At 69.8% G+C, this 21460-nt stretch carries 22 protein-coding genes; 4 read left to right on the forward strand and 18 right to left on the reverse strand.

Going from position 1 to position 21460, the window contains the following annotated elements:
* Positions 1–7: 7 nt before the first annotated feature.
* The 4 genes from N5095_RS12555 to N5095_RS12570 are packed head-to-tail and all read right to left on the reverse strand — an operon-like array spanning position 8 to position 4406.
* Positions 8–829 carry an MBL fold metallo-hydrolase gene (locus N5095_RS12555; RefSeq protein ID WP_267623227.1) on the reverse strand — a complete coding sequence of 274 codons (822 nt, stop codon included), beginning with the start codon at positions 827–829 and terminating at the stop codon, positions 8–10.
* A complete protein-coding gene (locus N5095_RS12560; protein WP_267623228.1) occupies positions 829–2541 on the reverse strand; it encodes a radical SAM protein in 1713 nt (570 codons plus the stop codon). The genes N5095_RS12555 and N5095_RS12560 overlap by 1 nt, the downstream gene beginning before the upstream one ends.
* Before the next feature lie 51 nt (positions 2542–2592).
* Positions 2593–3516: a DUF429 domain-containing protein gene (locus tag N5095_RS12565; protein WP_267623229.1), complete on the reverse strand. Its 924-nt coding sequence runs from the start codon at positions 3514–3516 to the stop codon at positions 2593–2595.
* 53 nt (positions 3517–3569) lie between these two features.
* Positions 3570–4406, reverse strand: coding sequence for a DUF429 domain-containing protein (locus N5095_RS12570; protein WP_267623230.1), 837 nt, complete (start codon positions 4404–4406; stop codon positions 3570–3572).
* A gap of 144 nt (positions 4407–4550) precedes the next feature.
* On the opposite strand from N5095_RS12570, the gene N5095_RS12575 reads away from it, so the two are divergent.
* Together N5095_RS12575 and N5095_RS12580 are read left to right on the forward strand one after the other, a co-directional pair.
* Positions 4551–4709: a DUF7559 family protein gene (locus N5095_RS12575; RefSeq protein ID WP_267623231.1), complete on the forward strand. Its 159-nt coding sequence runs from the start codon at positions 4551–4553 to the stop codon at positions 4707–4709.
* A gap of 2 nt (positions 4710–4711) precedes the next feature.
* Positions 4712–5317 (forward strand): Hsp20/alpha crystallin family protein, encoded by a 606-nt coding sequence (locus tag N5095_RS12580; RefSeq protein ID WP_267623232.1) that lies wholly within the window; start codon positions 4712–4714, stop codon positions 5315–5317.
* Between the two features lie 76 nt (positions 5318–5393).
* Here N5095_RS12580 and N5095_RS12585 read toward each other — a convergent pair whose 3' ends face one another.
* From N5095_RS12585 to N5095_RS12600, 4 genes are all read right to left on the reverse strand, one after another.
* On the reverse strand, positions 5394–6638 hold the full coding sequence (locus N5095_RS12585; RefSeq protein WP_267623233.1) for an NAD(P)/FAD-dependent oxidoreductase: 1245 nt from the start codon (positions 6636–6638) through the stop codon (positions 5394–5396).
* The gene (locus N5095_RS12590; protein ID WP_267623234.1) at positions 6635–7405 is read right to left on the reverse strand and encodes a creatininase family protein; all 771 of its coding nucleotides are present in this window, start codon (positions 7403–7405) and stop codon (positions 6635–6637) included. The genes N5095_RS12585 and N5095_RS12590 overlap by 4 nt, the downstream gene beginning before the upstream one ends.
* A 94-nt stretch (positions 7406–7499) precedes the next feature.
* Positions 7500–8291 (reverse strand): DUF7388 family protein, encoded by a 792-nt coding sequence (locus N5095_RS12595; RefSeq protein ID WP_267623235.1) that lies wholly within the window; start codon positions 8289–8291, stop codon positions 7500–7502.
* A 186-nt stretch (positions 8292–8477) separates the two neighbouring features.
* The gene (locus N5095_RS12600; RefSeq protein WP_267623236.1) at positions 8478–9281 is read right to left on the reverse strand and encodes a DUF8054 domain-containing protein; all 804 of its coding nucleotides are present in this window, start codon (positions 9279–9281) and stop codon (positions 8478–8480) included.
* A 649-nt stretch (positions 9282–9930) separates the two neighbouring features.
* Here N5095_RS12600 and N5095_RS12605 point away from each other — a divergent pair.
* Positions 9931–10167 (forward strand): DUF7543 family protein, encoded by a 237-nt coding sequence (locus N5095_RS12605; RefSeq protein ID WP_267623237.1) that lies wholly within the window; start codon positions 9931–9933, stop codon positions 10165–10167.
* 46 nt (positions 10168–10213) lie between these two features.
* Here the strand turns inward: N5095_RS12605 and N5095_RS12610 are convergent, their stop codons facing one another.
* The 4 genes from N5095_RS12610 to N5095_RS12625 form a co-directional block, all read right to left on the reverse strand.
* Positions 10214–10984, reverse strand: a complete 771-nt coding sequence (locus N5095_RS12610; protein WP_267623238.1) for an ABC transporter permease — start codon at positions 10982–10984, stop codon at positions 10214–10216.
* The gene (locus N5095_RS12615) at positions 10981–12171 is read right to left on the reverse strand and encodes an ABC transporter ATP-binding protein (protein WP_267623239.1); all 1191 of its coding nucleotides are present in this window, start codon (positions 12169–12171) and stop codon (positions 10981–10983) included. Before N5095_RS12615 ends, N5095_RS12610 begins: the two co-directional genes overlap by 4 nt.
* A 199-nt stretch (positions 12172–12370) precedes the next feature.
* On the reverse strand, positions 12371–13153 hold the full coding sequence (locus N5095_RS12620) for a CBS domain-containing protein (RefSeq protein ID WP_267623240.1): 783 nt from the start codon (positions 13151–13153) through the stop codon (positions 12371–12373).
* Between the two features lie 89 nt (positions 13154–13242).
* Positions 13243–14829, reverse strand: a complete 1587-nt coding sequence (locus N5095_RS12625) for a DHH family phosphoesterase (protein ID WP_267623241.1) — start codon at positions 14827–14829, stop codon at positions 13243–13245.
* Positions 14830–14942: 113 nt separating this feature from the next.
* Here N5095_RS12625 and N5095_RS12630 point away from each other — a divergent pair, with 113 nt between their 5' ends.
* Positions 14943–15320, forward strand: coding sequence for a DUF7522 family protein (locus N5095_RS12630; RefSeq protein WP_267623242.1), 378 nt, complete (start codon positions 14943–14945; stop codon positions 15318–15320).
* 39 nt (positions 15321–15359) lie between these two features.
* Here the strand turns inward: N5095_RS12630 and N5095_RS12635 are convergent, their stop codons facing one another.
* The 6 genes from N5095_RS12635 to N5095_RS12660 are packed head-to-tail and all read right to left on the reverse strand — an operon-like array spanning position 15360 to position 21415.
* Positions 15360–16901 (reverse strand): NADH-quinone oxidoreductase subunit N, encoded by a 1542-nt coding sequence (locus tag N5095_RS12635; protein WP_267623243.1) that lies wholly within the window; start codon positions 16899–16901, stop codon positions 15360–15362.
* Positions 16901–18433, reverse strand: coding sequence for a complex I subunit 4 family protein (locus tag N5095_RS12640; RefSeq protein ID WP_267623244.1), 1533 nt, complete (start codon positions 18431–18433; stop codon positions 16901–16903). Before N5095_RS12640 ends, N5095_RS12635 begins: the two co-directional genes overlap by 1 nt.
* Positions 18430–20475 carry an NADH-quinone oxidoreductase subunit L gene (gene nuoL / locus N5095_RS12645; protein WP_267623245.1) on the reverse strand — a complete coding sequence of 682 codons (2046 nt, stop codon included), beginning with the start codon at positions 20473–20475 and terminating at the stop codon, positions 18430–18432. Before nuoL ends, N5095_RS12640 begins: the two co-directional genes overlap by 4 nt.
* Before the next feature lie 3 nt (positions 20476–20478).
* Positions 20479–20781, reverse strand: a complete 303-nt coding sequence (nuoK, locus tag N5095_RS12650) for an NADH-quinone oxidoreductase subunit NuoK (protein ID WP_267623246.1) — start codon at positions 20779–20781, stop codon at positions 20479–20481.
* Complete coding sequence (locus N5095_RS12655) at positions 20781–21149, reverse strand: proton-conducting membrane transporter (protein ID WP_267623247.1); 369 nt, start codon at positions 21147–21149, stop codon at positions 20781–20783. The genes nuoK and N5095_RS12655 overlap by 1 nt, the downstream gene beginning before the upstream one ends.
* Positions 21146–21415 (reverse strand): NADH-quinone oxidoreductase subunit J, encoded by a 270-nt coding sequence (locus N5095_RS12660; RefSeq protein ID WP_267623248.1) that lies wholly within the window; start codon positions 21413–21415, stop codon positions 21146–21148. The genes N5095_RS12655 and N5095_RS12660 overlap by 4 nt, the downstream gene beginning before the upstream one ends.
* Positions 21416–21460 lie beyond the last annotated feature (45 nt).

The following is a 21460-nucleotide window of genomic DNA, read 5'->3' on the forward strand; positions in this document are numbered from 1 at the left end:
GACCGGCTCAGACGACTTCGACGTGCCCGACCGTCGCGTCCCAGCGGAGACGCCCCTCGCGAGCCAGCTTCTCGACGTGGGCGACGACCGTCGCCCGGGCGAGGTCGCGGACGCCGGCGAGGTCCTTCTCGTACGCGGCGTCGACGATTTCGTCGGGTGTTCTCGCGCCCGACTCGGCCGCCACGAGGACCTTCCGCTCCCGTTCCCTGCGGTGGTCGACGAGGCGGTCGAGGGTCTCCCGCGGGTCGCGTATCTCGGGGCCGTGGCCGGGGAGAAGCACGTCCGGGTCGCGGGCACGGAGGCGGCGGAGCGAGGTGAGATACGCTCGCATATCCCCCTCCGGCGCGCCGACGGTGACGCTCCCCTCGGCGACGGCGAGGTCGCCACAGACGACCACCTCGCTCGGGTCGACGGCGCCCGGCGCGAGAGCCTCCTGGACGGCGAACCCGACGTGGTCCGGGGCGTGCCCCGGGAGGTCGAGGATGGTGACCGGTCCGTCACCCGTCTCGATGGCGTCCCCCTCAGCGAACGTCCGGTCGGGGGCGACGCCGGTCGCGCGCTCGAACGCGTCTTCGCGTCCACGCCGACACCAGACGGTCGCGCCGGTCGCCTCGGCGGCGCCGGCCACGTCGCCGACGTGGTCCGGGTGGGTGTGGGTGACGGCGACGTGGGCGACGTCCCCGGCGTCGACGATGGCGTGGAGGTCCGGGTGGTCGACCGCCGGGTCGACGAGCAGGGCGTCGTGCTCGCCCAGCACGTAGCAGTTGGTCGACCCGGTCGGTGCGCGGGTGTCGACCGGAAGCTTCACGCGGCCCACCTCGAACGGCATCAGTCGCCCCGAGAGACCGCGCCGTGCTTTCGGTCCGGTCCGGCCTCGGGGTCGGCGACGGTGAACGACGCGATGTCCACGTCGACGGGTGCCTCCGTCGGCGCCGCGTACGGCCGGTTCACGACCACGTCGCCCGCAGACTGCTTCCCGATGCCCGGAATCGCCGCTAACTCGTCCATCGACGCGCTGTTCACGTCGAGCGGGTAGGGGACGCCCGTCACCGAGCGGTACCCGTGGTCGACGACGGCCACGTCCATCGACGTGCCGAGTTCGCGCTCGCCCGGGATACCGACGAGCAGGGAGTAGGTGCCGAGTTGGCGACCGAACGTCATCCCGTCCTGGTGGTACTCCAGATGGACGTCCGGGAGCACCGTACCGAGCGGCGTCACCCGTTTCAGCATCGGACGGTCGACCTCCTCGCGGACGCGCGTCTTGTACTCCTTGAACAGCGCCTTGTGGTCGCGGGCGATGTCGGCGCCGGTGTCGGCCATGTCGGTGCCGTCGAACGCCATCACCTGCCGGATGTTGATGCGCCGGAGCATCAGCCCCTCGTCGTACACGCGCTTGAGGAACCGCTCGTTGTGCTCGAAGGTCTCCTCGCGCTCGCCCTGCAGACCGTGGACGAGGTTGATTCCCGGCAGGAGTTTGGGGAGGCGGTTCTCCTCGGGACGCCAGCCGGCGGCCTCGTTGACGACCCGAACGGCCTCCAGACACTCCTCGGCCGTGACGAGCAGGTTGTTCTGCTCCTGGACCACGGGGTCCGCGGATTCGAGGCCGAACGCCGCCGTGTCGCCGGCGGTGTTGTGCTCCGCGATTATCTCGATGGCCTCCCGCGACTGCTCGGGGTAGTCGACGATGGTCACGGGGTTCATGTTGTCGAGGTGAAGCGTCCGTAGGTCGGGCGCCACCTCGCGGATGCCGCCGTACAGTCGCTCCAGCGTGTCGGGGTTCGGCGCCTCCCCGTCGCCGCCGAACGCGAGGATGTCGGCCTGCCGGCCCAGTCGGAAGTGCTCGACGCCGGCGTTCGACAGTTCGTCGACCTCCTTCACCACCGATTCGGCCGTCCTGAACGCCGGGTTGCCGTACAGCGGCTCGGTACAGAACGAACAGCGGTAGGCACAGCCCCGCGAGGTCTCCATCTCGGCGATGAGGTAGTCCGGGTGGTTCGGGTGTTGTTCGACGACGAACGCCCCCTTCGCGGCCCAGCGGTCGAGTTCGTCGTTGTCCCGCACCCGGTTGCCGAACCCTTCGAGTCCGGAGTCGACGAGGTCGTAGGCGGCGGCCTCCACGTCGCCCTTCGCGACGAAGTCGAAGTCGAGGTCGTCGCGTTCCATGTCCTGTGCGCCGGCGTTCTCCTCGCCGACGCCGAAGCGGATGGGGCCGCCCATCATGCTCGTGCCCTCAGCGGTCCACGCCAACTCGCGCACCTCGTCGGGTTCGGCGGGCGTCCCCCCGACGTACTTCCCGGGGACGGTCATCCCGCCGACGTAGACGAAGAGGTCGGCGTCGGCCACGTCGGCCCACTTGGAGCGGTCGTCGCGCAGTTCGTCGATGGTGTGGTAGGTCACCTGCGACGCCGGGACGCCGGCGTCGACGAGCGCCCCCGCCGTGAACCGGGGGTACGTCGAGATATACGGCGGCACCCCGAAGTGTGCCGGCTCGTCGACGTAGCCGTCGACGAGCGTCACGGAGAGGGTCTCGGGGTCGGTCATGGCCGACCGTTGAGTGTGTAGACGGTAAAGGTGTGCGCTTGTGGGTCGGGTTCAGCTGTAGATGTAGCCCTCTATCGCGTGCTCGCCGTTCGGGTCGTAGTCGGCGGGTGCGTCGAAGTCGGCGTCGCTCCGTGTGTTCCGCCACGTCGCGAACGCGGCGACGACGGCGTCGAGCGCGTCGTCGTCGTGGGCGGCGCGTTCGTGGAGGCTACAGTCGTCCCCGTCGTCCCCGAATTCGACGCCCGCTTCGGCGAGAGCGTCGAGATTGTTTCGCCGGTTCCGGAGGTCCGCGTCAGTCGTCCCCTTGTAGTTGCGATTGACGGCGCCATCGAACTCGCACGAGAGTTCTCCGAGCGTGCCGCCGGGGTACACCTCCATCACGACCGGTCCGGCGTCGCCGTGCTCGCCGACCGACTGCATCGGCACGACGGTGGCCGAGCCGTCCGCCACCAGCGGCTTCAGCACGCGCTCGATGCCGTGGTAGGTGAGGTACTTCATGAGCCACCCCGCCGCCGGTTTCGCTCCTCCGGCGTCGACCGCTCTGGCGGTTTCGCCGGCCGCCGTGGCCCTGTCGCGGAGGCCGTCGGGCGACGCGTCGTCGTCGCCGAGTCCGACGCTCGCCGGGAACTCCGCCACGAACGCGTCCCACTCGTCGTGGTTCTCGATTATCGAACCCGGCACGGCGAACGGGAAGTCGAGTCCCCACGCCGCGTCGTCAGCGATGTCGGGGTCGGCCTGGCGGCCGTCGCCGTCGACGCCCGCGATTCCCCGCCACAGCGCCTCCAGCGTCTCGTCGCGGCCCCGAGGGCCGTCGTCCGCGTCCGGACCGCTCCCGAAGAAGTCCCGCGCACACTGCAGCCTCGTGATTCGCAACTCGCCGTCCTCGACGCGCCCCTCCGCGACCCACACCTTCCGGTCGGCGTCCGTCTTCGCGACCGCGAAGTCGACGCCGTACACCGTGTCGAACTCCGTCATTCGCTCCGACGTTCGACCGACCACTCAAAAGCGTAGCGACGCGCCCGGTCGACTCAGACGTAGATGTACCCCTCGTGGACGTGCTCCTCGTCGTCCGTCCGGATGGCGCCGCCGTCGAGGGTGTTGCGGTAGGCCGCGAAGGCGACGAGCACCGCCGAGAGCGCGTCGTCCGAGCGGTGCATGGCCTCACGCACCTCGTCGGTCGGCCGGACGCCGGCGTCGGCGAGCCGAGCGACGATTCGCTCCCGGCGGGCCGCACTCTCCTCGGGGTCCGACGCCGAGGCGGGCGGCGAGAGCGACATCGTGTCGAGGGTGCCCGCGGGGTACGTCTCGAGCAGGGAGGGACAGTCGGGGTCGGGTTCCTGGATGGGGACGGCGACCGCCTGCCCGGTCGTGACGAGCGGCCGGAGGACGTCGCGGATGCCGTGGAACGTCTCGGTCGCGAGACGCTCGTCGTACGGCGACACGGCGCTCAGGGGCCGGTCCGTCGCCCGGAGGAGGAGCAGCTTCTCGCCGCCGGAGACGAGTTCGGCGTGCATCCGACACCGCTCGCGCATGTCGTCGGCGCTCGCGAACCAGTTGGGGAACTCGAAGAGGAACCCCTCCCAGGGGCGGTCGACCACGATGTGACGCGGGAGTCCGAACGGGAAGTCGAAGCCGACGGCGGCGTCGCCGTCGAGCCCGGCGACGAAACGCGTCACCGCGGGGACGGCCGCTTCGCGGGCCGCTCGAACGCCGAGCGCGTCGCTCGCGGACCGACACGACTCGACGACGAGCTCGTCGCCGTCGACCCGACAGGACGCGAGCCACGTGTCGTCGCCGGCGGTCAGCTTGCCGGCTCTGAACCCCACGCCGTGCACCCTGTTCGGGGGGCTGTATCCGCCACCCATACGGGTGTTGTCCCCCGTGTGCACAATAAACACTCCGGCACCTCGGCCCGTCACCGGAGACGCCGGAATCGAGCGGCAGACGCGACGCCGGCGGGCCCTGCCGACCCCGCGTCACTTATCAGGGTCGCGGTGTAACCTCCGGACATGCCTGCCACGCTCGAGGTCAAGTGCACGAGCGACGACTGCGAGGTCGACATGTTCGAACTGCACTACACCTACGACATGCCCGACGACGTGGGCGTCTCGGACTTCGTCTGTCCCTACTGCCGCGAGACCGACTGTCTCGAAGCCATCGAACTGTAACCATGACGAGCCTCAAGGAACTGGGCGAATCTGCCCGCAACGCCGTCCTCGAACAGGTCGGACGGGGGATGAGCCGCGTCCAGGAGCGCACGCCCCTGCGACACGACGTGCTCGAGACCGACGAGGAGTTCCTCGTCGTCTTCGACGCCCCCGGCGCCGCCCGGAGCGACATCCAGGTCCGCTTCGTCGAGAACACCGTCGAGGTGCGCGTCGACCGCTTTCGCGACTTCTACGACGACTTCGAGATGCGCTTCCCCGGCCGCGGCCTCTCGCTCCACGGCGAGGCCGAACTCCCGGAGGGCGTCCTCGTCCGTCCCGCCGACTCCACCGCCACGCTCACCAAGCGCGGCGAACTCCACGTCCGCGTCCCGAAGGACGAACGCGGCCGCACCGTCTCGGTCGAGGACGAAGACGAGGTGGAGCCCGAGAGCATCGAACTCGACACCGAACCTGCGGAGTCGCCCGATGCGGGCGGGGACGGCGTCGACGACACCGACTTCGGTGGCGACGCCGACGCGGTCGACACCGACGGCTCCGTAGACACCGAGGACGGAGACGACGAGACCGGCGCCGGCGGCGACACCGCCATCGACGGCAAGGACTCGTAGCGGCCGTTCCCGTCGTCCGGGTCGTTCCCGTCGTTCGGGCCGTTCCGGCCCACGACGCCCCACTCGGCACCTCGAACTACGCCTCTTCTTCACCCAGCGACATCCCCTCGACGACCTCGAAGCGCTCCGAACCGTCGAACCGTCCCGGGTCGAACCCGGGGAGCGAATCCCCGCCGAGCACCGTCCGCGCCGCCGCCTCCGCGGTCGCCGGAGCGCGCATGAATCCGTGGCCCTGCCACCCGGCGGCGACGTAGAGGCCCGCACGGAGTTCGCCGACCATCGGGTTCCGGTCCGGCGTCGCGACGCAGAGCCCCGCCCACGCCCGGTCCACGTCGAGGGTGTGCCCGGCGCGGTGCTGGAGCCCCGACCGGAGGTCGTCGACGAACCAGTCGTCGGCGTCGCGGGGCCAGTCGTCGGGGTCGATCTCGACCGGTTCGGTGCCGTCGCCGGCGAGCAGGCCGGTCGGATGCGGCCTGAAGTAGAACCCGGCGGTCGCGTCGTACCCCATCGGGCCGTCGTAGCCGGCGCGCGAGGTGAGCGCCTGCACGCGGTAGGGCTTGAGCGGCACCGGGACGCCGGCGTCGGCGAGTAGCGCCTTCGTGTGCGCGCCGGCGGCGACGAGCACCGCGTCGAACCGCTCCGGGTCGCCCTCCGTGGTGACGGCGGGAGCGTCACCGTCGAACGACAGTCCAACCGGGCAGTCCGACCGGAGGTCGACCCCCACCTCGACGGCTCGCTCCGCGACCGCCCGGACGTAGCTCCCGGGGTCGGTCCAGCCGGCGCCCTCGGCGACGGCGGCGACGCCGACGTCGTCGGTCCGGAGCGTCGGAAACCGGTCCCGGAGTCCGTCGGCGTCGACGAGGGACACGTCGCGGCCGTGTCGGCGCATCCCCACCACGGCCTCCTCCACCGCCGCGGCCCGGCGCTCGTCGCCCTCGCGGGCGAGCAGAACGTACGGACAGGGGTGGAACGCGAAGTCGCCGGCTCCCGAGAACGCCCGGAAACGGGAGAGCGCGCGGTCGGCGACGCGGGCGTCCACGTCCTCGGCGAAGGCGTCGTACAGCACGCCCGCGGCGCGGCCGGAGCTCCCGGCGGTCGGCCCCTCGGCGGCGAGCGGGTCGCCGCGGTCGAACAGCGTCACGTCGGCGCCGGCGACGGCGAGGTCGCCCGCCGCCGTCGCACCCACGGCGCCGGCGCCGACGACCGCGACCCGTCTCCCCGAGGCGTCGGGGGAGCCGGAGCGGTCGGGAAGGGGAGGGAGGCCGGAGAGGTCGGGTGCGAACGCCTCCGGGTCGGTTCCCGACCGCCACCCGTCGCTCATCGTCCACCCGGCGTCAGGAGGTCGTCGAGCGGGCGGGCGACGAGCCAGTCGACCAGCGCGTCGAGGTCGGCGACGGCGGCGTCGAACAGCCGCTCGCCCGCCTCGGGCGACCAGTCCGCCGGATGTCCGGTCGTCCCGCTCTCGCTCAGGTCGGCGAAGTCCCACGGCGGAGCCGCTCCCGACGGCGTGAGCGACTCGTCGTCGCCGCCCGTCCCGACCTCGGCCGCGTCGAGTCGGTCCTCGCGGACGAGGTCGGGGTCCACGTGGTGAATCACGCTCGTCTCCGCCGCGCCGGCGTGGCCGAGGCTCTCGCGGCCGAACAGCTCCGCGTGCAGGTCGCCGAGGTTGGCCCACCAGTTCCACGGGACGGCGAAGGCCGTCCCCTCGGCGCGGAGGCGACGGGCCGCCCGTTCGAGGGCGTCGTCGTTGCCGCCGTGCCCGTTGACGACGACCGCCTTCCGGACGCCGTGGCTCGCGAGGCTCGCGAGGGTATCGTGGACGTAGTCCTCGAAGGTCGAGGGGTCGACGTAGAGGCTCCCCGGGAACCCCCGGTGGTGTTCGCTGACGCCGACCGGGACGGGTGGGAGGACGAGGGTGTCGTCGCGTTCGACCGCTCCAGCGACCGCGTCGGCGGCGAGGAAGTCCATCCCGAGCGGGAGCGCCGGCCCGTGCTGTTCGGTCGCGCCGGTCGGAAACAGCGCCACCTGGACGCCGTCTAACTCGTCGAACGTAGTCGAGGTGTGGTGTGCGAGGAGCGTCGGGTCCATACGACGCCGTGGACGGGGGGCCACTTAGGGGTTGACGCGGGCCGGAACGAGTCGGAGCGGTCGCCGCTGAGGCCACCGACCCCGCCTCGGCGTCTCACTCACTGAAGTCGGCGACGCCGCGGGCAGGGTAGCCGACGACGCGGTCGACGCCGGCTTCCTTCAGGGCGGCGACGCGCTCGCCGACCGTCTCGGGCGCCCCGACGAGCGCGTAGTCCCGCACCGCCTTCGAGAGGACTTCGCGGGCGCGCCCGGTCGCCGCGGCGTCGGTGTCGGCGTCGTCGGGGAGCGCGCGGGCGACCGGTCGACGCCGGGCCGCGTAGCCACCGACCGCGTCGAGGACGGCGTCCTCGTCGTCGGTGAGGACGGTGGGCGCGTAGACGAGCACCTCCCCGTCGAAGCCGGCGGCGCGGAGTGCCCGCACGTCGCGTTCGGTCGACCGCGAGAGCAGTTCGTACTGGGGACCGCCCGCGGCGAGGGCGACGCGCTCGACGCCCTCCGTGCCGACCCACGCGTCGGGCGCCGCCTCCCGGGCCGCGCCGAGGCGGGGGGCGACCGGGCGGCCCCGCTCCTCGTCGGTGAGGTACGCCGGGTGGCCGGCGACGACGACGCGGCCGACCTCGTCGGGAATCTCGGCGAGGAGTTCGCCGTCGCCGAGGGGGTCGTACCCGTCGGCGCGGACCGGTGTCGTCAGCCGGACCCGTTTCTCCGCGGCGAGGGTGGCGAGGGTCTCCCGGTCGGGGACGTGCTCGCGGCCCTCGTAGTCGACCGTGACGGTGTCGAGCGGGAGGTCGAGCGCCCGCCGTACGTCACACTCGGCGGGCTTGAGCGCGACCGCGTCGAGGCCCGCGAGGGCGACGCGGGACTCGCCCGCCTCGCCGGTCAGCATCGGCTCGCTTCCCCGGTTGTTTCGGACAGTGAGTCGAACATAGAGTCGGTGGTAGAAGGCTCGTTAGCGTCGTCGCGGAACGCGATCCATCGTCTGTGCGACCATGTACCCCTCTCTACCCCTGTCGCGTGGATAAGCGTTGCGTCGGGCGCACAAAGTTGCCGCTCTCCCGTCGGGCCGAGAGACCTACCGCTCCACTTCGAGTACCCGCGCTCCGCAGTCGCCACAGTCGTAGGTGACGACGTCGACGGTGCGACAGCAGGACTCCGTCCGTTCCTCGCTGAAGGCGAGCGGCCCGTCACACGAGGGACAGTTCTCCGCGAAGATGCGTAGGCCCGCGAGCAGTTGCCCCTGTGTCACGCGGTCCAGTTCGTCCCAGTTCGCGACGCGCTCCCGGAGGAGCGGGACCGCCCCGAGGTCGGCGAGCAGGGCCGCCTCGGAGGGCCAGCGCGCCCGCTCGACGCCGCCGTCGGTGACGATACAGGCGACCTCGCGGTCCTCGACTCGCGGCTCCTCCAGCGCCAGGAGCGACCCGACGTGGGCGGCCGTGTCGCGCCGGACCGACTCGATGGAGTCGCGCCAGGCCGCCCGGAACTCGTCGGTGATTCGGAGGTCGTCGTCGGCCTCCTCGACCGCACCGATGGCGAGCAGTTCGGTCTCTGGGTCGACCTGTGGCGTGTCGGGGTCGACCTCGACGCGTGCCTCGGCGCCGACCCCCGTGGCCGGCCCCTTGTCGAAGCGACGGAGCACCCAGTCGGGGAAGTACCGCTTCGTCAACTCGGGCGTTCCCGGGACGAGGTAGCCGCGAAGCCAGATGGCCCCGAGCGAGAGTCCGAGGACGACGACGGCGAGGACCGGGGAGACGACGCCCGCGACGAGCGTGAGCAGGGCGGCGATGGCGGTGTTCGCGACGGTGCAGGGGAGACACCGGTTCTCGCCGGTGTACTCCGGCCGGTGGAAGCGCCGCAGCGGCGCCGGTACCGAGTCCATGGTCGAATACGAGTGGGCTCTCGGTGAAAAGCCTCTCCCTCCCCGTCGTTCGGTTAGTTCGGGGGGCCGAAGCGCCCCTCCGAGGGCACAGTACTCATCCACAGACACATTCAGAGAGAATTAACAGTCAGTTTACCCAAAATTTTGGGCTCATTAGCTAAGGGGGAACGGGGCGACGGATGGAGTACGGGGTTCGTGTGGGAATCCCGACGAAAGCGGCCGCGGTGCGGTACGACGTGGGTTGTGTGACCCGACGCGGTTCGACGCAGTTCGGTGTACGAGACGGTCGAGCGCGGTCGGGTGTGGATGCGGTCGGACGTGGGTACGGTCGGTCGGGAGCGCGGTGATGCGCCCCCGACACGGTGTGTCGGCGTGTCTGTCGCCCGTGGTGGGGCGGCGTCGACTGTGGTGGTGTAGTGTGAGACGCGCCGTCGCTCGTGGTGGAGCGACGGCACTCGGTGCGATGGCGGGCGCGCGGTCGTGCCGCCCGTCCCGGTGGTGTATCGCGAACGCGAACGGGCCCGGGTCGATGTCGGGGTGCGGTTCCCGACGCCGGTCCGGACTTCATCCTTCCCGACTACTCACGCCTCGTGACCGGACGGTTCCGGGAGCGGACGGTTCATTACCGTCGTGGGCCCAACGTGTGTGCATGAGCTGGGTCGAAGCCGACGCCGACGGCGTCGTCGAGTGGGAGCGCTCGGACGGGTACGCGACCATCAGGCTCCGCGAGCGCCACGACGGCTCGTGGGCGGTACGACTCGACCGGCTGTTCCAGGCGCCCGAGGGCCAACTGTACCGCAGGGAGACGGCGCCGACCGAGACGGCGGCGCGGGCCGTGGTCGAGCGCTGGCAGACCGAGTTCGACGTCGAGGAGCCGGCGGCCTGAGGTCGGCCGCGTTCGCCCCCCGACCGCACGAGTAGGACGGCGAACCTCAGTAGTGACCGAGGACGCCGAGCCGCCGCGCCCGCCGGCTGGCGAGACCGAACAGGACGTAGCCGACGAGGAGGTAGGCGACCGCGGTGCCCGACAGGACGGCGAGCGCGGACGGCTCGAACTCCCAGAGGCGCACCCCCTCGCGCATGGCTCGGCCGAGCAGGCTACTTCCCTGTGCCAGCGGGAGCCACCGGAGGAACGGGTACTGTCCCAGCGGGGCGGCGATGAGCCCGACGAACGCGAACTGGACGAGGCTGAACACGTTCTCGATGCGCTTGTAGACGAGCGCCAGCCCGCCGAAGACGAAGCCGACGCCGACGGCGGAGGCGAGCGTGAGGAGCGCGAGGGGGACGACGGTGAAGAGGTCGACGACCAGCGTCCGTCCGGTCGTCAACAGCATCAGCCCGAGAATCAGGCCGCCCCAGAGGAGGCTGAACAGGACGTTTACCACCACCTTGACCGCGAACACGCGGCCGAACCCGTGAGGCGACATGAACAGCTGTTCGAGGGTCCCCCACTGCGCCTCGCGGGTCACGTCCCAGGAGAGGCCGGCGTAGGCGACGACGGCCATGGTGAACAGGAAGAACCCGACGACCAGCCCGCCGAGACTCTCGTCGAACGCCGCCCCGCCGACCGCCTGTCCGCCGTAGAACAACAGGAGGAAGAAGACGTAGAGGCCGAACACCTGCGAGACGGTGTTGAGCGGGTATCTGACGAGGAGGAGCGCCTGCTTGCGTGCCACCGCCCGGAGTAGGGTCAGGGTCGTCACCGGTCCGCTCCCACGTCGGCACCCGAGTTGGCGCCGGAACCGGGCCGAACTCCGGTGTCGGCTCCGTTCGCGGCGTCGGCTCCACCCTCGGGGTCATCTCCGACCGGCGCGTCCGTCACCGGTGCCGCGTCCCGCTCGGTGAGCCGGAGGAACACCTCCTCGAAGTCCGGGTCGGCGGCGTCGACGGACGCCACCTCGTGGCCCGCGTCGAGGACGGCCCCGAGTGCGGCGTGGAGCTCGCGACCGCTCTCGACCGCGAGTTCGAGGTGGGTGGTGTCGCCCACGGGCTCGCTCCGAATGACCTCGTACTCCCGACGGAGGCGTGCGTCGAGGCGGTCGTCGATCCGGCCGTCGACGACGACCCGGTAGCGCTGGGTCCGGAACAGAGCTTTGAGCGCCGCGACCGAGTCGTCGGCGACGACGCGACCCTCGCTCAGCACGACGACCCGGTCACAGACGGTCTCGATGACGCCCATGTCGTGACTCGACAGGACGACCGTCGTCGACTCGTCCTCGGCCAAACGCCGAAGCTCCCGGCGGAGCGACAGAGAACTCTCCACGTCGAGCCCCAGCGTCGGCTCGTCGAGGAACACCACGGGGACCCCCCGTGAGAGCGTGCAGGCCAGCGCGGTCTTCTGCTTCATCCCGCGCGAGAGGTCGTTGACGGGGGTGTCGGCTTTCTCCTGCAGGTCGAGTCGGTCGAGTAGCTCCTCGCCTCGCTCCCGCGCCTTCGCCGGGTCGACGTCCCCCAGCGCGGCGAAGAACCGCAGGTTCTCCCGGACGGTGAGGCGCCAGTAGACGTTGCGGGCGCCCTCCAGCATCGCGCCGACGTGGCGGTACGCCTCCCGAGTGTCCGCGTACACGTCGACGCCGTCGATGTCCACCGCCCCGGCGTCCGGCAGGACCAACCCCAGGACGGACTTGATGAGCGTCGTTTTCCCGGCGCCGTTCGGTCCGAGGAGGCCGACGACGGTTCCAGGCTCGACGTCGAATGAGACGCCGTCCACCGCACGCACGTCGTCGCCGTAGGTCTTCGTCAGGTTTCGGACGGAGACCGCGGCGGCGCCCGAGTCGAGGTGAGGGCGGGTCGCCGCGTCCCCGTCGGTCGCGGCCCCGTCGACCGCCTCCGGCGGCTCCGCGCCGGCACTCGTCGCGGCGGTCCCCTCGTCGGCGCCGGGAGGTTGCATAGCTGTCACCTGCGGTCGAACGCGGATAACGGTTTCCGGGCCGTGGACTCACGGATAGGGCCGCTCGCTACCCCAACCGCTTCGTCGTCTCGCACCTCCACGGTGGCAGGTATCGCGCCGATAAACCGGCGCGTCACTGCAACCGCTTCGTCGTCTCGCACCTCCGCGACGGCAGGTCGCTCACAGACGAGACTGCTAGCTACTGCAGTCGCTTCGTCGTCTCGACCAACGGATGCCGTGCGTAATCCACCACGGAGATGTCGTCGATGGAGCGCAGCCCCTCCTTCTCGGCGGTCTTCGCCATGCCGAGTTCGACGGACTTCGGGAGGACGATGACGTAGGCGTCCATCTCCGCCACCTCGATTCGGTCGGCCGCGAGCACGCGGTGGTGACCGTCGGCCAGCAGGAGCGTGCCGTCGTTGTCGATGACGACCAACGGCTCGGCGAGGCCGCGTTCGAGCTCGTACCGCCGTCCCTCCAGTTCGTCCGCGTACACCCGCGCCTGCGTCGGGATGAGTTCGGCGAGGGGCACTCGCCGGCGCTCCTGTGCCACCTCGATGCCGTGAATCTGTTCCAGGGTCCGCATCAGCTTCCCCACCTTCTCGGGGGTGACGCGTTCGATCTGTGAGCGCACCACGTCCGTGTTCGAGATGATACCGACGAGGTTGCCGGCGTCGTCGACGACCGGAAGCTTCTGGATGCCCGACCGGAGGATGACGCGGGCGGCGTCGGTCACCTTCATCTCCGGGTGGGCAACGATGAGGTCGTCGGTCATCACGGTGAAGATGAGCGCGTCGTCGTCCGCGAGCAGGAGGTCGCTCGCGGTGACGAACCCCTCGACCTTCCGCCCCTCACAGACGGGGAACCCGTTGTGCCCGTCGCTCTCGGCGATACGGCGGGCGACGGCCGCGACCGTGTCGTCCGGCGAGACGGTCTGGACGTCCCGCGTCATGTACTCGTCGACGGTCGCCTTTCCGGACATGCCGCCCGCTACGCGAGGCCGGATGAAAAGCGTGGCCCCGCCGAGTCGGCCGTGTGCGGTCGTGAAGCGACCGCCGACGGGGTCGTCGCCTACGTCCGCTCCTCCTCGTCGTCGCCGGACTCGTCCCCCTCCGCCCGTTCGAGCGCGGAGAGGCCGGCGCCGTCACCCCCCGACGTCGCCGATTCCCCGGCACTCGACGGGTCGGAATCGTCGACGCCGTCTCCCGGAAGTTCGTACGCGAGGTCCGTGCCGAGGTCCCCCGGTGGCGTCTGCGGAGCGTCCTTCAGCGTCTCGAAGAAGCGCTCGGAGACGATGTCCCGGACGACCTCGGCGAGCGACTCGGCCGACCCCTCGTCCACGTCGGCGAGGATGCCGAGCGGAATCTGGGCGCCCGCCATGTCGGCGTGACCGCCGGCGCTCCCGATGGCGTCGAAGGCGTCACGCAGGGTCTCGCCGAGGTCGAGACCGGTCCCGCGCGCCCGGGCGGAGACGTAGACGGTGCCGTTCTTGAACCCGTAGACGAGCGTCGCGGAGACGCCCTCCATGTCGAGCAGGCGGTCCGCCGCCTGCGCCAGCGCGTCGCGGTCGCGGATGCGGCCGACACCGGTCGCCAGCGCCGAGTCCCGCAGGTCGCGGTTTCGGATGGCCTTCGCCAAGGTCTCCAACACCTCGGCGCTCATGCTCGGCGTCTCGACGCGTTCGAGCACGCTCTCGTCGGCCGTCGAGAGGAGGTACGCCGCCGCCTCGAAGTCCATACTCGAGGCCTCTCGAGTGAAGTCCTTGGTGTCGATGCGGATGCCGTAGAGGAGCGCGGTGGCGGTCGTGCGGTCGGGAGCGACGCCGAAGCGTTCGAGGTAGTCCGTGAGGAGCGTGCTCGTCGCCCCCGCGTCGCTCCGAAGGTCGACGAAGCGGGCCTCGACGGGTGCGCGGGGCGGATGGTGGTCGACGACGATGTCCACTTTCGTGTCCTCGGAGAGGCCGTCGTTCACGCCCGGCCGGGAGTGGTCGACGAGCGCGATGCCGGCGTAGTCGTCGAGGGTCTCGTCGGGGTCGAGGTCCCGGAGGTCGAGGTCGAGCAGGTTCACCAGGGCGCGGTTCTCCTGGTGGGATATCTCCCCGAAGTAGCAGGCGTCGGCGTCGACGCCGGCGTCCTCGGCGAGCCTGACGAGGGCGACGGCGCTCGCGAGCGCGTCGGGGTCCGGGTTGTCGTGGGCGACGACCGCCAGCGGCCCGTCGAGCGACCAGAGGACGCGCCTGAGCTTCTGCATCCGCACCGCGGCGTCGCCGGTGGCGACGTCGAGCACGCGGTCCCCGACGGCGTGTTCGAGGTCGAGCACGCGGTCCGCGACCGCTCCGATGGCGGCTTTGCTCTCCGCGTCGGCGCCCTCGCCGGTGTACGCGAAGAGGAGCGCGTCCGGATAGCGCGCGCGGGCGGCCTCGGCGGCGACTCGGTTGCGCTCGGGGTCGTCGCCGGCGACGACGACCACGTCGGCGCTGTCGGGGTACACCGCCGGCTCGGTGGGGTCGGCCTCGACCGCCCGGACGCTGTCGTCGCGGAGGACGTCCACGCGGCTCGGGTCGCTCGTGATGACGTGGAGGCGACCGGGCTGGTCGACGGCCCACTCGATCACGTCGTGGCCGACGGTGCCACAGCCGAGCACCAGTCGCCTGTCCATACCACGACGGTCGGCGCGGCGGGTGAAAACGTTGCCGTCCGGCCCCGACGAGTCGGTTGTTTCCCGTCGCCCCCGATGGAATTATACATCCGTGCCTATTGGTGCCAAACGGCATGAACGAACGGACCGGCCTCGTCGACGGGGAGCGCGCCGACCGCTTCGAGAGCGCCTGCCGAACCGTCGTCGGCGACACGCTCAGGAGCATCACCTACTTCACGCCCGACGGCTTCGAGCAGACCTACCTGCGGAGCGACCTCGACGCCGACGCCGACCTCGCCGGCTTCGTCGAACACGAGTCGCTCGGCTTCCGCGCCCGGACCGCCTACCGCGACTCCGAACTCGGCGACTACGAACACACCGTCCGGTCGTTCGAGAACGGGTACATCACCCGCGTCGTCGGGCACGAGGAGGGCGTGTTCGTCACGACCGACGGCCTCACCATGCGCCGCTCCGAGGAGGTGGCGACGGCGCTCGGAGAGCTCCTCGACTGAGACGAAAGAGAGAACCGGCCGTGGGAATCGACGGACCGCTTACGCGCCGAAGAGCGCGGAGGCGGCCGTCTGGGCGGTCTCGATGATCGGGCCGAACGCCGGGAGGAGGAGGAACGTCCCCACCGCGGCGATCATGATGCCGGCGTAGAGGCCGACAGGCTTCGAGCGAATCTCGAACTCGCTCGTCGCGTCCTCTATCCACATCGCCTTGACGACGCGGGAGTAGTAGAACAGCGACAGCGCGCTGTTGATGGCGCCGAGCGCCGCCAGCCACCAGAAGCCGGCGAAGACGGCGTTGGCGAACAGGAAGTACTTCGAGAAGAACCCGCCGCCGACGGGGAGGCCCGCGAGGCTGAACATGAACAGCGCCATGGCCGCGCAGGCCATCGGCGCCTTCGACGCCAGCCCGTTGAAGTCCTCGAAGGTGCGGCCGATGCCCCAGTGTTCGGTGAGGGCGATGAACAGGAACGCGCCCGTGTTCATGAACCCGTAGACGAACAGGTGGGCCATCGCGGCGCCCATCACGTCGCCGTTCTGGCTACTCGCGCCGCCGGCGAGGGCGGCGAGGCCGATGAGCACGTACCCCGCCTGACCGATGGAGGAGTACGCGAGCATCCGCTTGACCGTGTCCTGGGTGGCCGCGGCGAAGTTGCCGAGCGTCATCGTGACGACGGCGAGAATCTGGAACAGGATGACCCAGTTGATGCCTTCCGGGATGGCCGAGAGCGAGAACGCCTCGACGAACACGCGGAAGGCGACGGCGAAGCCGGCCGCCTTCGACGCCGAAGAGAGGAAGCCGCTGATGGGTGCGGGCGCGCCCTCGTAGGCCTCCGGCGCCCAGAAGTGGAACGGCACCGACGCCGTCTTGAACGCGAACCCGCCGGCTATCATCAGCACGCCGACGCCGGCGACGCCGACGAGTTCGGTCTCCCCGAGCGCCTCGGCCACGTCGCTGAACAGCAGCGACCCCGTGACGGCGTAGACGAGCGAGATGCCGAACACGAAGATGGCCGAGGAGAGCGCGCCGATGAGGAAGTACTTGAGCCCCGCCTCGACGCTCCCCTTGTTCTTCTTGAGGAACGCGACGAGCGCGTAGGAGGGGAGCGAGGCGAGTTCGAGCGCGACGAACGCCGACGCGAGACTGTTGGCGGACGCCATGAGCGTCATCCCCGTCGCCGCCAGCATCGTCAGCGCGTAGAACTCGCCCTGGTACTCCTTGCCCGCGAGGTAGTCGTAGCTCGCGATGGCGACCATCGCCGCCACGGAGGCGAAGATGGCCGAGAAGAACAGGTACATGCCGTCCACGACGAGCGCCTCGCCGTAGAGGACGATCTCGCCGCCGGTGCCGGACTGGCCGGTGCCGGCCGCGAGGTACCAGCCGCTGAACGCGAGCGAGACGAACGACCCGACGGCCGTCGTGCCCGCGAGCAGGGCGTTGTTCTTCGTCTCCGGCGAGATGCTGTCGACGAGCAACAGCGCCAGCGCGGTGAGCGCAAGCGCGAGCGTCGGCGCGAGCGCCGTCCACTCGGGCAGGGCGCCACCGCTCTGGAGCAGCGTCGCGGTGACCGATGGGAGCGACATCAGGCACCACCCCCGGTCTCGAGGACCGGCTCAACGGCGTCCAGAATCATCCCCCAGAACAGCTCGGGGGCGACACCCAGCGCGATGACCAGAAGCAGGAGCACCGCGATGGGGAGCTTGTCGTGCAGCGGCGCCGGCCCGACGGTGTAGTCGGTCTCCAGCCGGAACGGGCCGAACAGCGTGCGCTGCATCGCAAACAGCAGGTAGCCGGCGACGACGACGATGCCGAACATCGCGAGCGCCGTGAACAGCGGCGCGAACGGCAGGGTCTGCGAGCCGAAGGAGCCGACGAAGATGAAGAACTCCGCGGCGAAGCCGGCCATCAGCGGCAGTCCCATGTAGCCGAACGCGGCCGCGACGAGGATGCCCACCGTGACGGGCATCCGGTCTGCGAGCCCGGACATGTCGCCGACCATCCGCGTGTGCGTCGTGTTGTAGATGACGCCGACCGTCATGAACATCAGCCCCGAGATGAGGCCGTGTGCGACCATCTGGAACGTCGCGCCGCCGACCCCGTAGAGGGTGTAGGCGACGAGACCCAGGATGACGTACCCCATCGACGAGACGGAGGAGTACGCGACGATGCGCTTCAGGTCCTGCTGGGCCAGCGCGAGGAACGCGCCGTAGATGACCGAGACGACCGCGAACACCGCGATGATTATCGCGTACTGCGCTGCGACGTCCGGCAGCATCGTGAAGTTGAACCGCAGCAGGGCGTACGTCCCCATCTTCAGGAGGACGCCCGCCAGCATCACCGACACCGGCGTCGGCGCCTCGACGTGGGCGTCCGGCAGCCACGTGTGGAACGGGGCGATTGGCACCTTCACGCCGAAGCCGACGAACATCGCGGCGAAGGCGACCGTCTTGATGGCGCCGGCGCCGAGGCCGAAGTACGACCCCACTTCGCCGGCGCGGGTCGCCTGCGCGATTTCGGGGAGGCCGAGCGAGGTGACCGAGTCCCCGAGCGCGAACACGAGCGCCATGAAGCCGATGAACATCGCCAGCGACGCGACGTTCGTGTACACGAAGAACTTGATTGCTGCGTACTTCCGGCGCGGGCCGCCCCAGACGCCGATGAGGAAGTACATCGGGACGAGCACGGCCTCCCAGAAGACGAACCACGCGAAGAAGTCGAGCGCGGAGAACACGCCGAGGAGGCTCGCCTCCATGAACAGCATCAGGCCGTAGAACTGCGAGGCCCGCGTGTCGATGGGCGTCCACGCGCTGACGATAGCCAGCGACGTGAGCACCGTCGTCAGCACGAACAGCGGCAGGCTGATGCCGTCCAGGCCGACGTGCCAGGCGATCTCGTACCCGCCGAGGGAAATCCACGGCATGTTCGTCTCGAACGCGACCTGGCTGCCCTGCAGCAGGGCGTTGCCGGACGCGTCGAACAGTGACCACATGTAGAGGCTCCCGACGACGGGAACCAGACTGAGCGCGAACGCCAGTTTCCCCGACACCCGGTCGGGTGCGAAGAACGTTGCCAGCGCCGCGACGAGCGTGAAGGCGATGAGAATCTCGATTATCACAGGAACCACCCTCCGTAGAGGCCGAGCGCGACCATCAGCACGACCACGCCCAGCGTCAGCAGCGCCGCGTAGTTGCTCACGACGCCCGTCTGGACCCGCTTGACGCGACTACCCGAGAACAGGCTGACCGAGGAGACGCCGTTGACGACGCCGTCAACGACGCCCTGGTCGAACTTGTCGCTCCCGCGGGCGATGCCGAGACCGCCCGTCTCCGCGAGCCACACCTGGAACTCGTCCTGGTAGTAGTTGTGGTACCAGAGGTCCTTCACGGCGCCGAGCTTCGCGGTGTGCTCCTCGGGGCTCGGGTCGTTGTAGAGCATCCACGCGAGGCCGACCCCCGCGAGGGCCATCCCCAGCGAGACGGCCGCCGAGATGAGGACGCTGAAGTCGGCGGCCGTGTAGCCGGCCACGTCGTGCAGCAGCGTCGAGTAGTGCTCGCCGTTGAGCGTCTCCGGCCCGTGGTAGAGCCAGTCGTGCAGGAAGTCGACGTTCGCACCGGTCAGTTTCTCGACCGGCACGAGGTTGGCGAAGCCGGCCGTCGCCGCCAGAACGCCGAGCACGACGAGCGGCCCCTTCACGTTCCAGCGCACGCCGTGGGGGTTGCGCGCCGTCTCCGAGCGGGGCTCACCGTGGAAGGTCAGGAGGACCATCCGGAAGGTGTAGAACCCGGTGAAGAAGACGGCGAGCAGGCCCATGGCGTAGGCGGCGAGGAGCAGGGGACTGCCCCCCAGTCCGTGGACGAGCGTCTCGTACAGCACCTCGTCCTTCGACCAGAAGCCGGCGAAGGGGAAGATGCCCGCGAGCGCGAGCGACCCCGAGAGGAACGTGTAGTAGGTGACGGGCATCCGCTCTTTCAGCCCGCCCATGTCCCACATGTTCTCGTTGTGGTGCATGGCGATGATGACCGACCCGGCGCCGAGGAACAGCAGCGCCTTGAAGAACGCGTGGGTCATCAGGTGGAAGGTCGCCGCGACGTACCCGCCGCCGCCCAGCGCGAGCATCATGTACCCGTACTGGGAGATGGTGGAGTACGCGAGCACCTGCTTGATTTCGCGCTTGACGACGCCCATCGTCGCCGCGAACAGGGCGGTGAACCCGCCGATGAACGCGATGATGGCGAGGGTCGTCGGGATGAGCGCGTAGAAGCCGTACATCCGGGCGACGAGGAACACGCCGGCCGCGACCATCGTCGCCGCGTGGATGAGCGCCGAGACGGGCGTCGGACCCTCCATGGCGTCGGGGAGCCAGGTGTGCAGTGGGAACTGCGCGGACTTCCCGACGACGCCGCCCAGCACGAGCAGGCCGACGATGTTGAACCACGTCGCCGCGTCGAAGCCGAACGTGTTGATGCCCTCGGCACTCCCGGTGAGCGCCTCTTCGGCGAGGACGGGGAACGCTTCCATCCCGCCGATGGGCGAGAACTGCGAGGTGCCGAACGTGGCGAACACGGCGACCACGCCGATGAGGAAGAAGTAGTCCCCGAAGCGAGTGACGAGGAACGCCTTCTTCGCGGCGCTCGGCGGGCCGGGCTCGCGGAACCAGAAGCCGATGAGGAGCCACGAGCAGAGTCCGACCAGTTCGAAGAACATGAACGCCATGAGGAGGTTGTCCGCGACGACGAAGCCGAGCATCGACGCCGAGAACAGTCCGAGACCGGCGTAGTACCGCGGGAGGCCGGTCTCGTCCTCGTCGTTCATGTAGCCGAGGCTGAACACGTGGACCAGCAGCGAGACGAGCGTCACGATGACGAGCATCATCGCCGACAGCTGGTCGACGAGCACCCCGAAGGTGAGGGTGAACGTCCCCTCACCGGGGCCGGACGCCCACGTGTAGAGCGTCTGGTCGTACGCCCCCTGTGCCTCGACGGTGACGAACATCCAAATCGAGAGCAGCAGCGCGCCGGCCATCGCGACGATGCCCGGGAGCGCGCCGCCCTTCGGGAGGACGTTCTTCCCGCGCGCGAAGATGGCCGTGCCGATGGCCACGAGGAACGACAGGAAGGGAAGCAGGACGATGACGGGTGCGTAGTCGAATGCTGCCATAAGTTACCACCTCATCGTCGTCGCCGACGTGACGTCGGTGTCTCTGAAGTTGCGATACAGGACGAGGATGATGCCGATGCCGATGGCGACCTCCGCGGCCGCGATAGCCATCGTGAACAGGCCGAACGTCTGGCCCGTGACGTTCCCCCACTGCAGGGAGAACGCCACGAAGTTGATGTTGGCTGCGTTGAGCATCAGCTCGACGGACATCAGGAACATCAGCGCGTTGCTCCGGGTGAGCACGCCGAACACGCCGATGCAGAACACCGCGGCGGCGAGCAGGAGGTACCACTGTGCCGGCACCATTACTGCTCGCCCTCCTCGGTCTCCGTCTCCTTACGCGTGCGCCCGCCGTCCGTGACGAGGGCCGTGAGACTGCGCCCGTCGGCCTCGCGGCGCGCGAGTAGAATCGCGCCCGCGAGCGCCCCCACGAGCACGAGCCCCATGACTTCGAGGGCGACGACCATCCCTTCGCCGGGGACGGTGTTCTCCATGCCCGTGATGTTGAACATCGAGTAGCCGATGCTGCCGACGACGTTGGTTCCGTCGGGGAACCCGGCGGGCTCGGGGAACGACGCGCCGAGGAACACGATCGCCAGTACGACGAACAGTGCGACCGCGGCGAGCCCCTGGACGAGGTTGCCGCCCGTGTTGAGCGACGGTTTGTCTGTCATACGCTCTCTACCTCCGGTCCGTCCCGGCGCGTGAGCATCACGGCGAACGTGATGAGGATGAGTACCCCGCCCACGTAGACGAGGATCTGCATCGCTGCGAGGAACTCCGCCTGCAGCATCACGTAGTGCACCGCGACCGTCAGCAGGGCCCCGCCCATGAGAAGTGCGGCGTGCCACACGTCCTCGACGAGGACCATGCCGGCGCTGAACCCTATGGTGGTGAGGGCGAACAGCGCGAACGCGATTATCTCCACGACTGTAGCCATTGTGTGTGTCTCCTATCGATATCCCTTTGAAGATTACTGAACCGA

Source organism: Halobium salinum, assembly GCF_026586625.1.
Classification (GTDB): domain Archaea; phylum Halobacteriota; class Halobacteria; order Halobacteriales; family Haloferacaceae; genus Halobium; species Halobium salinum.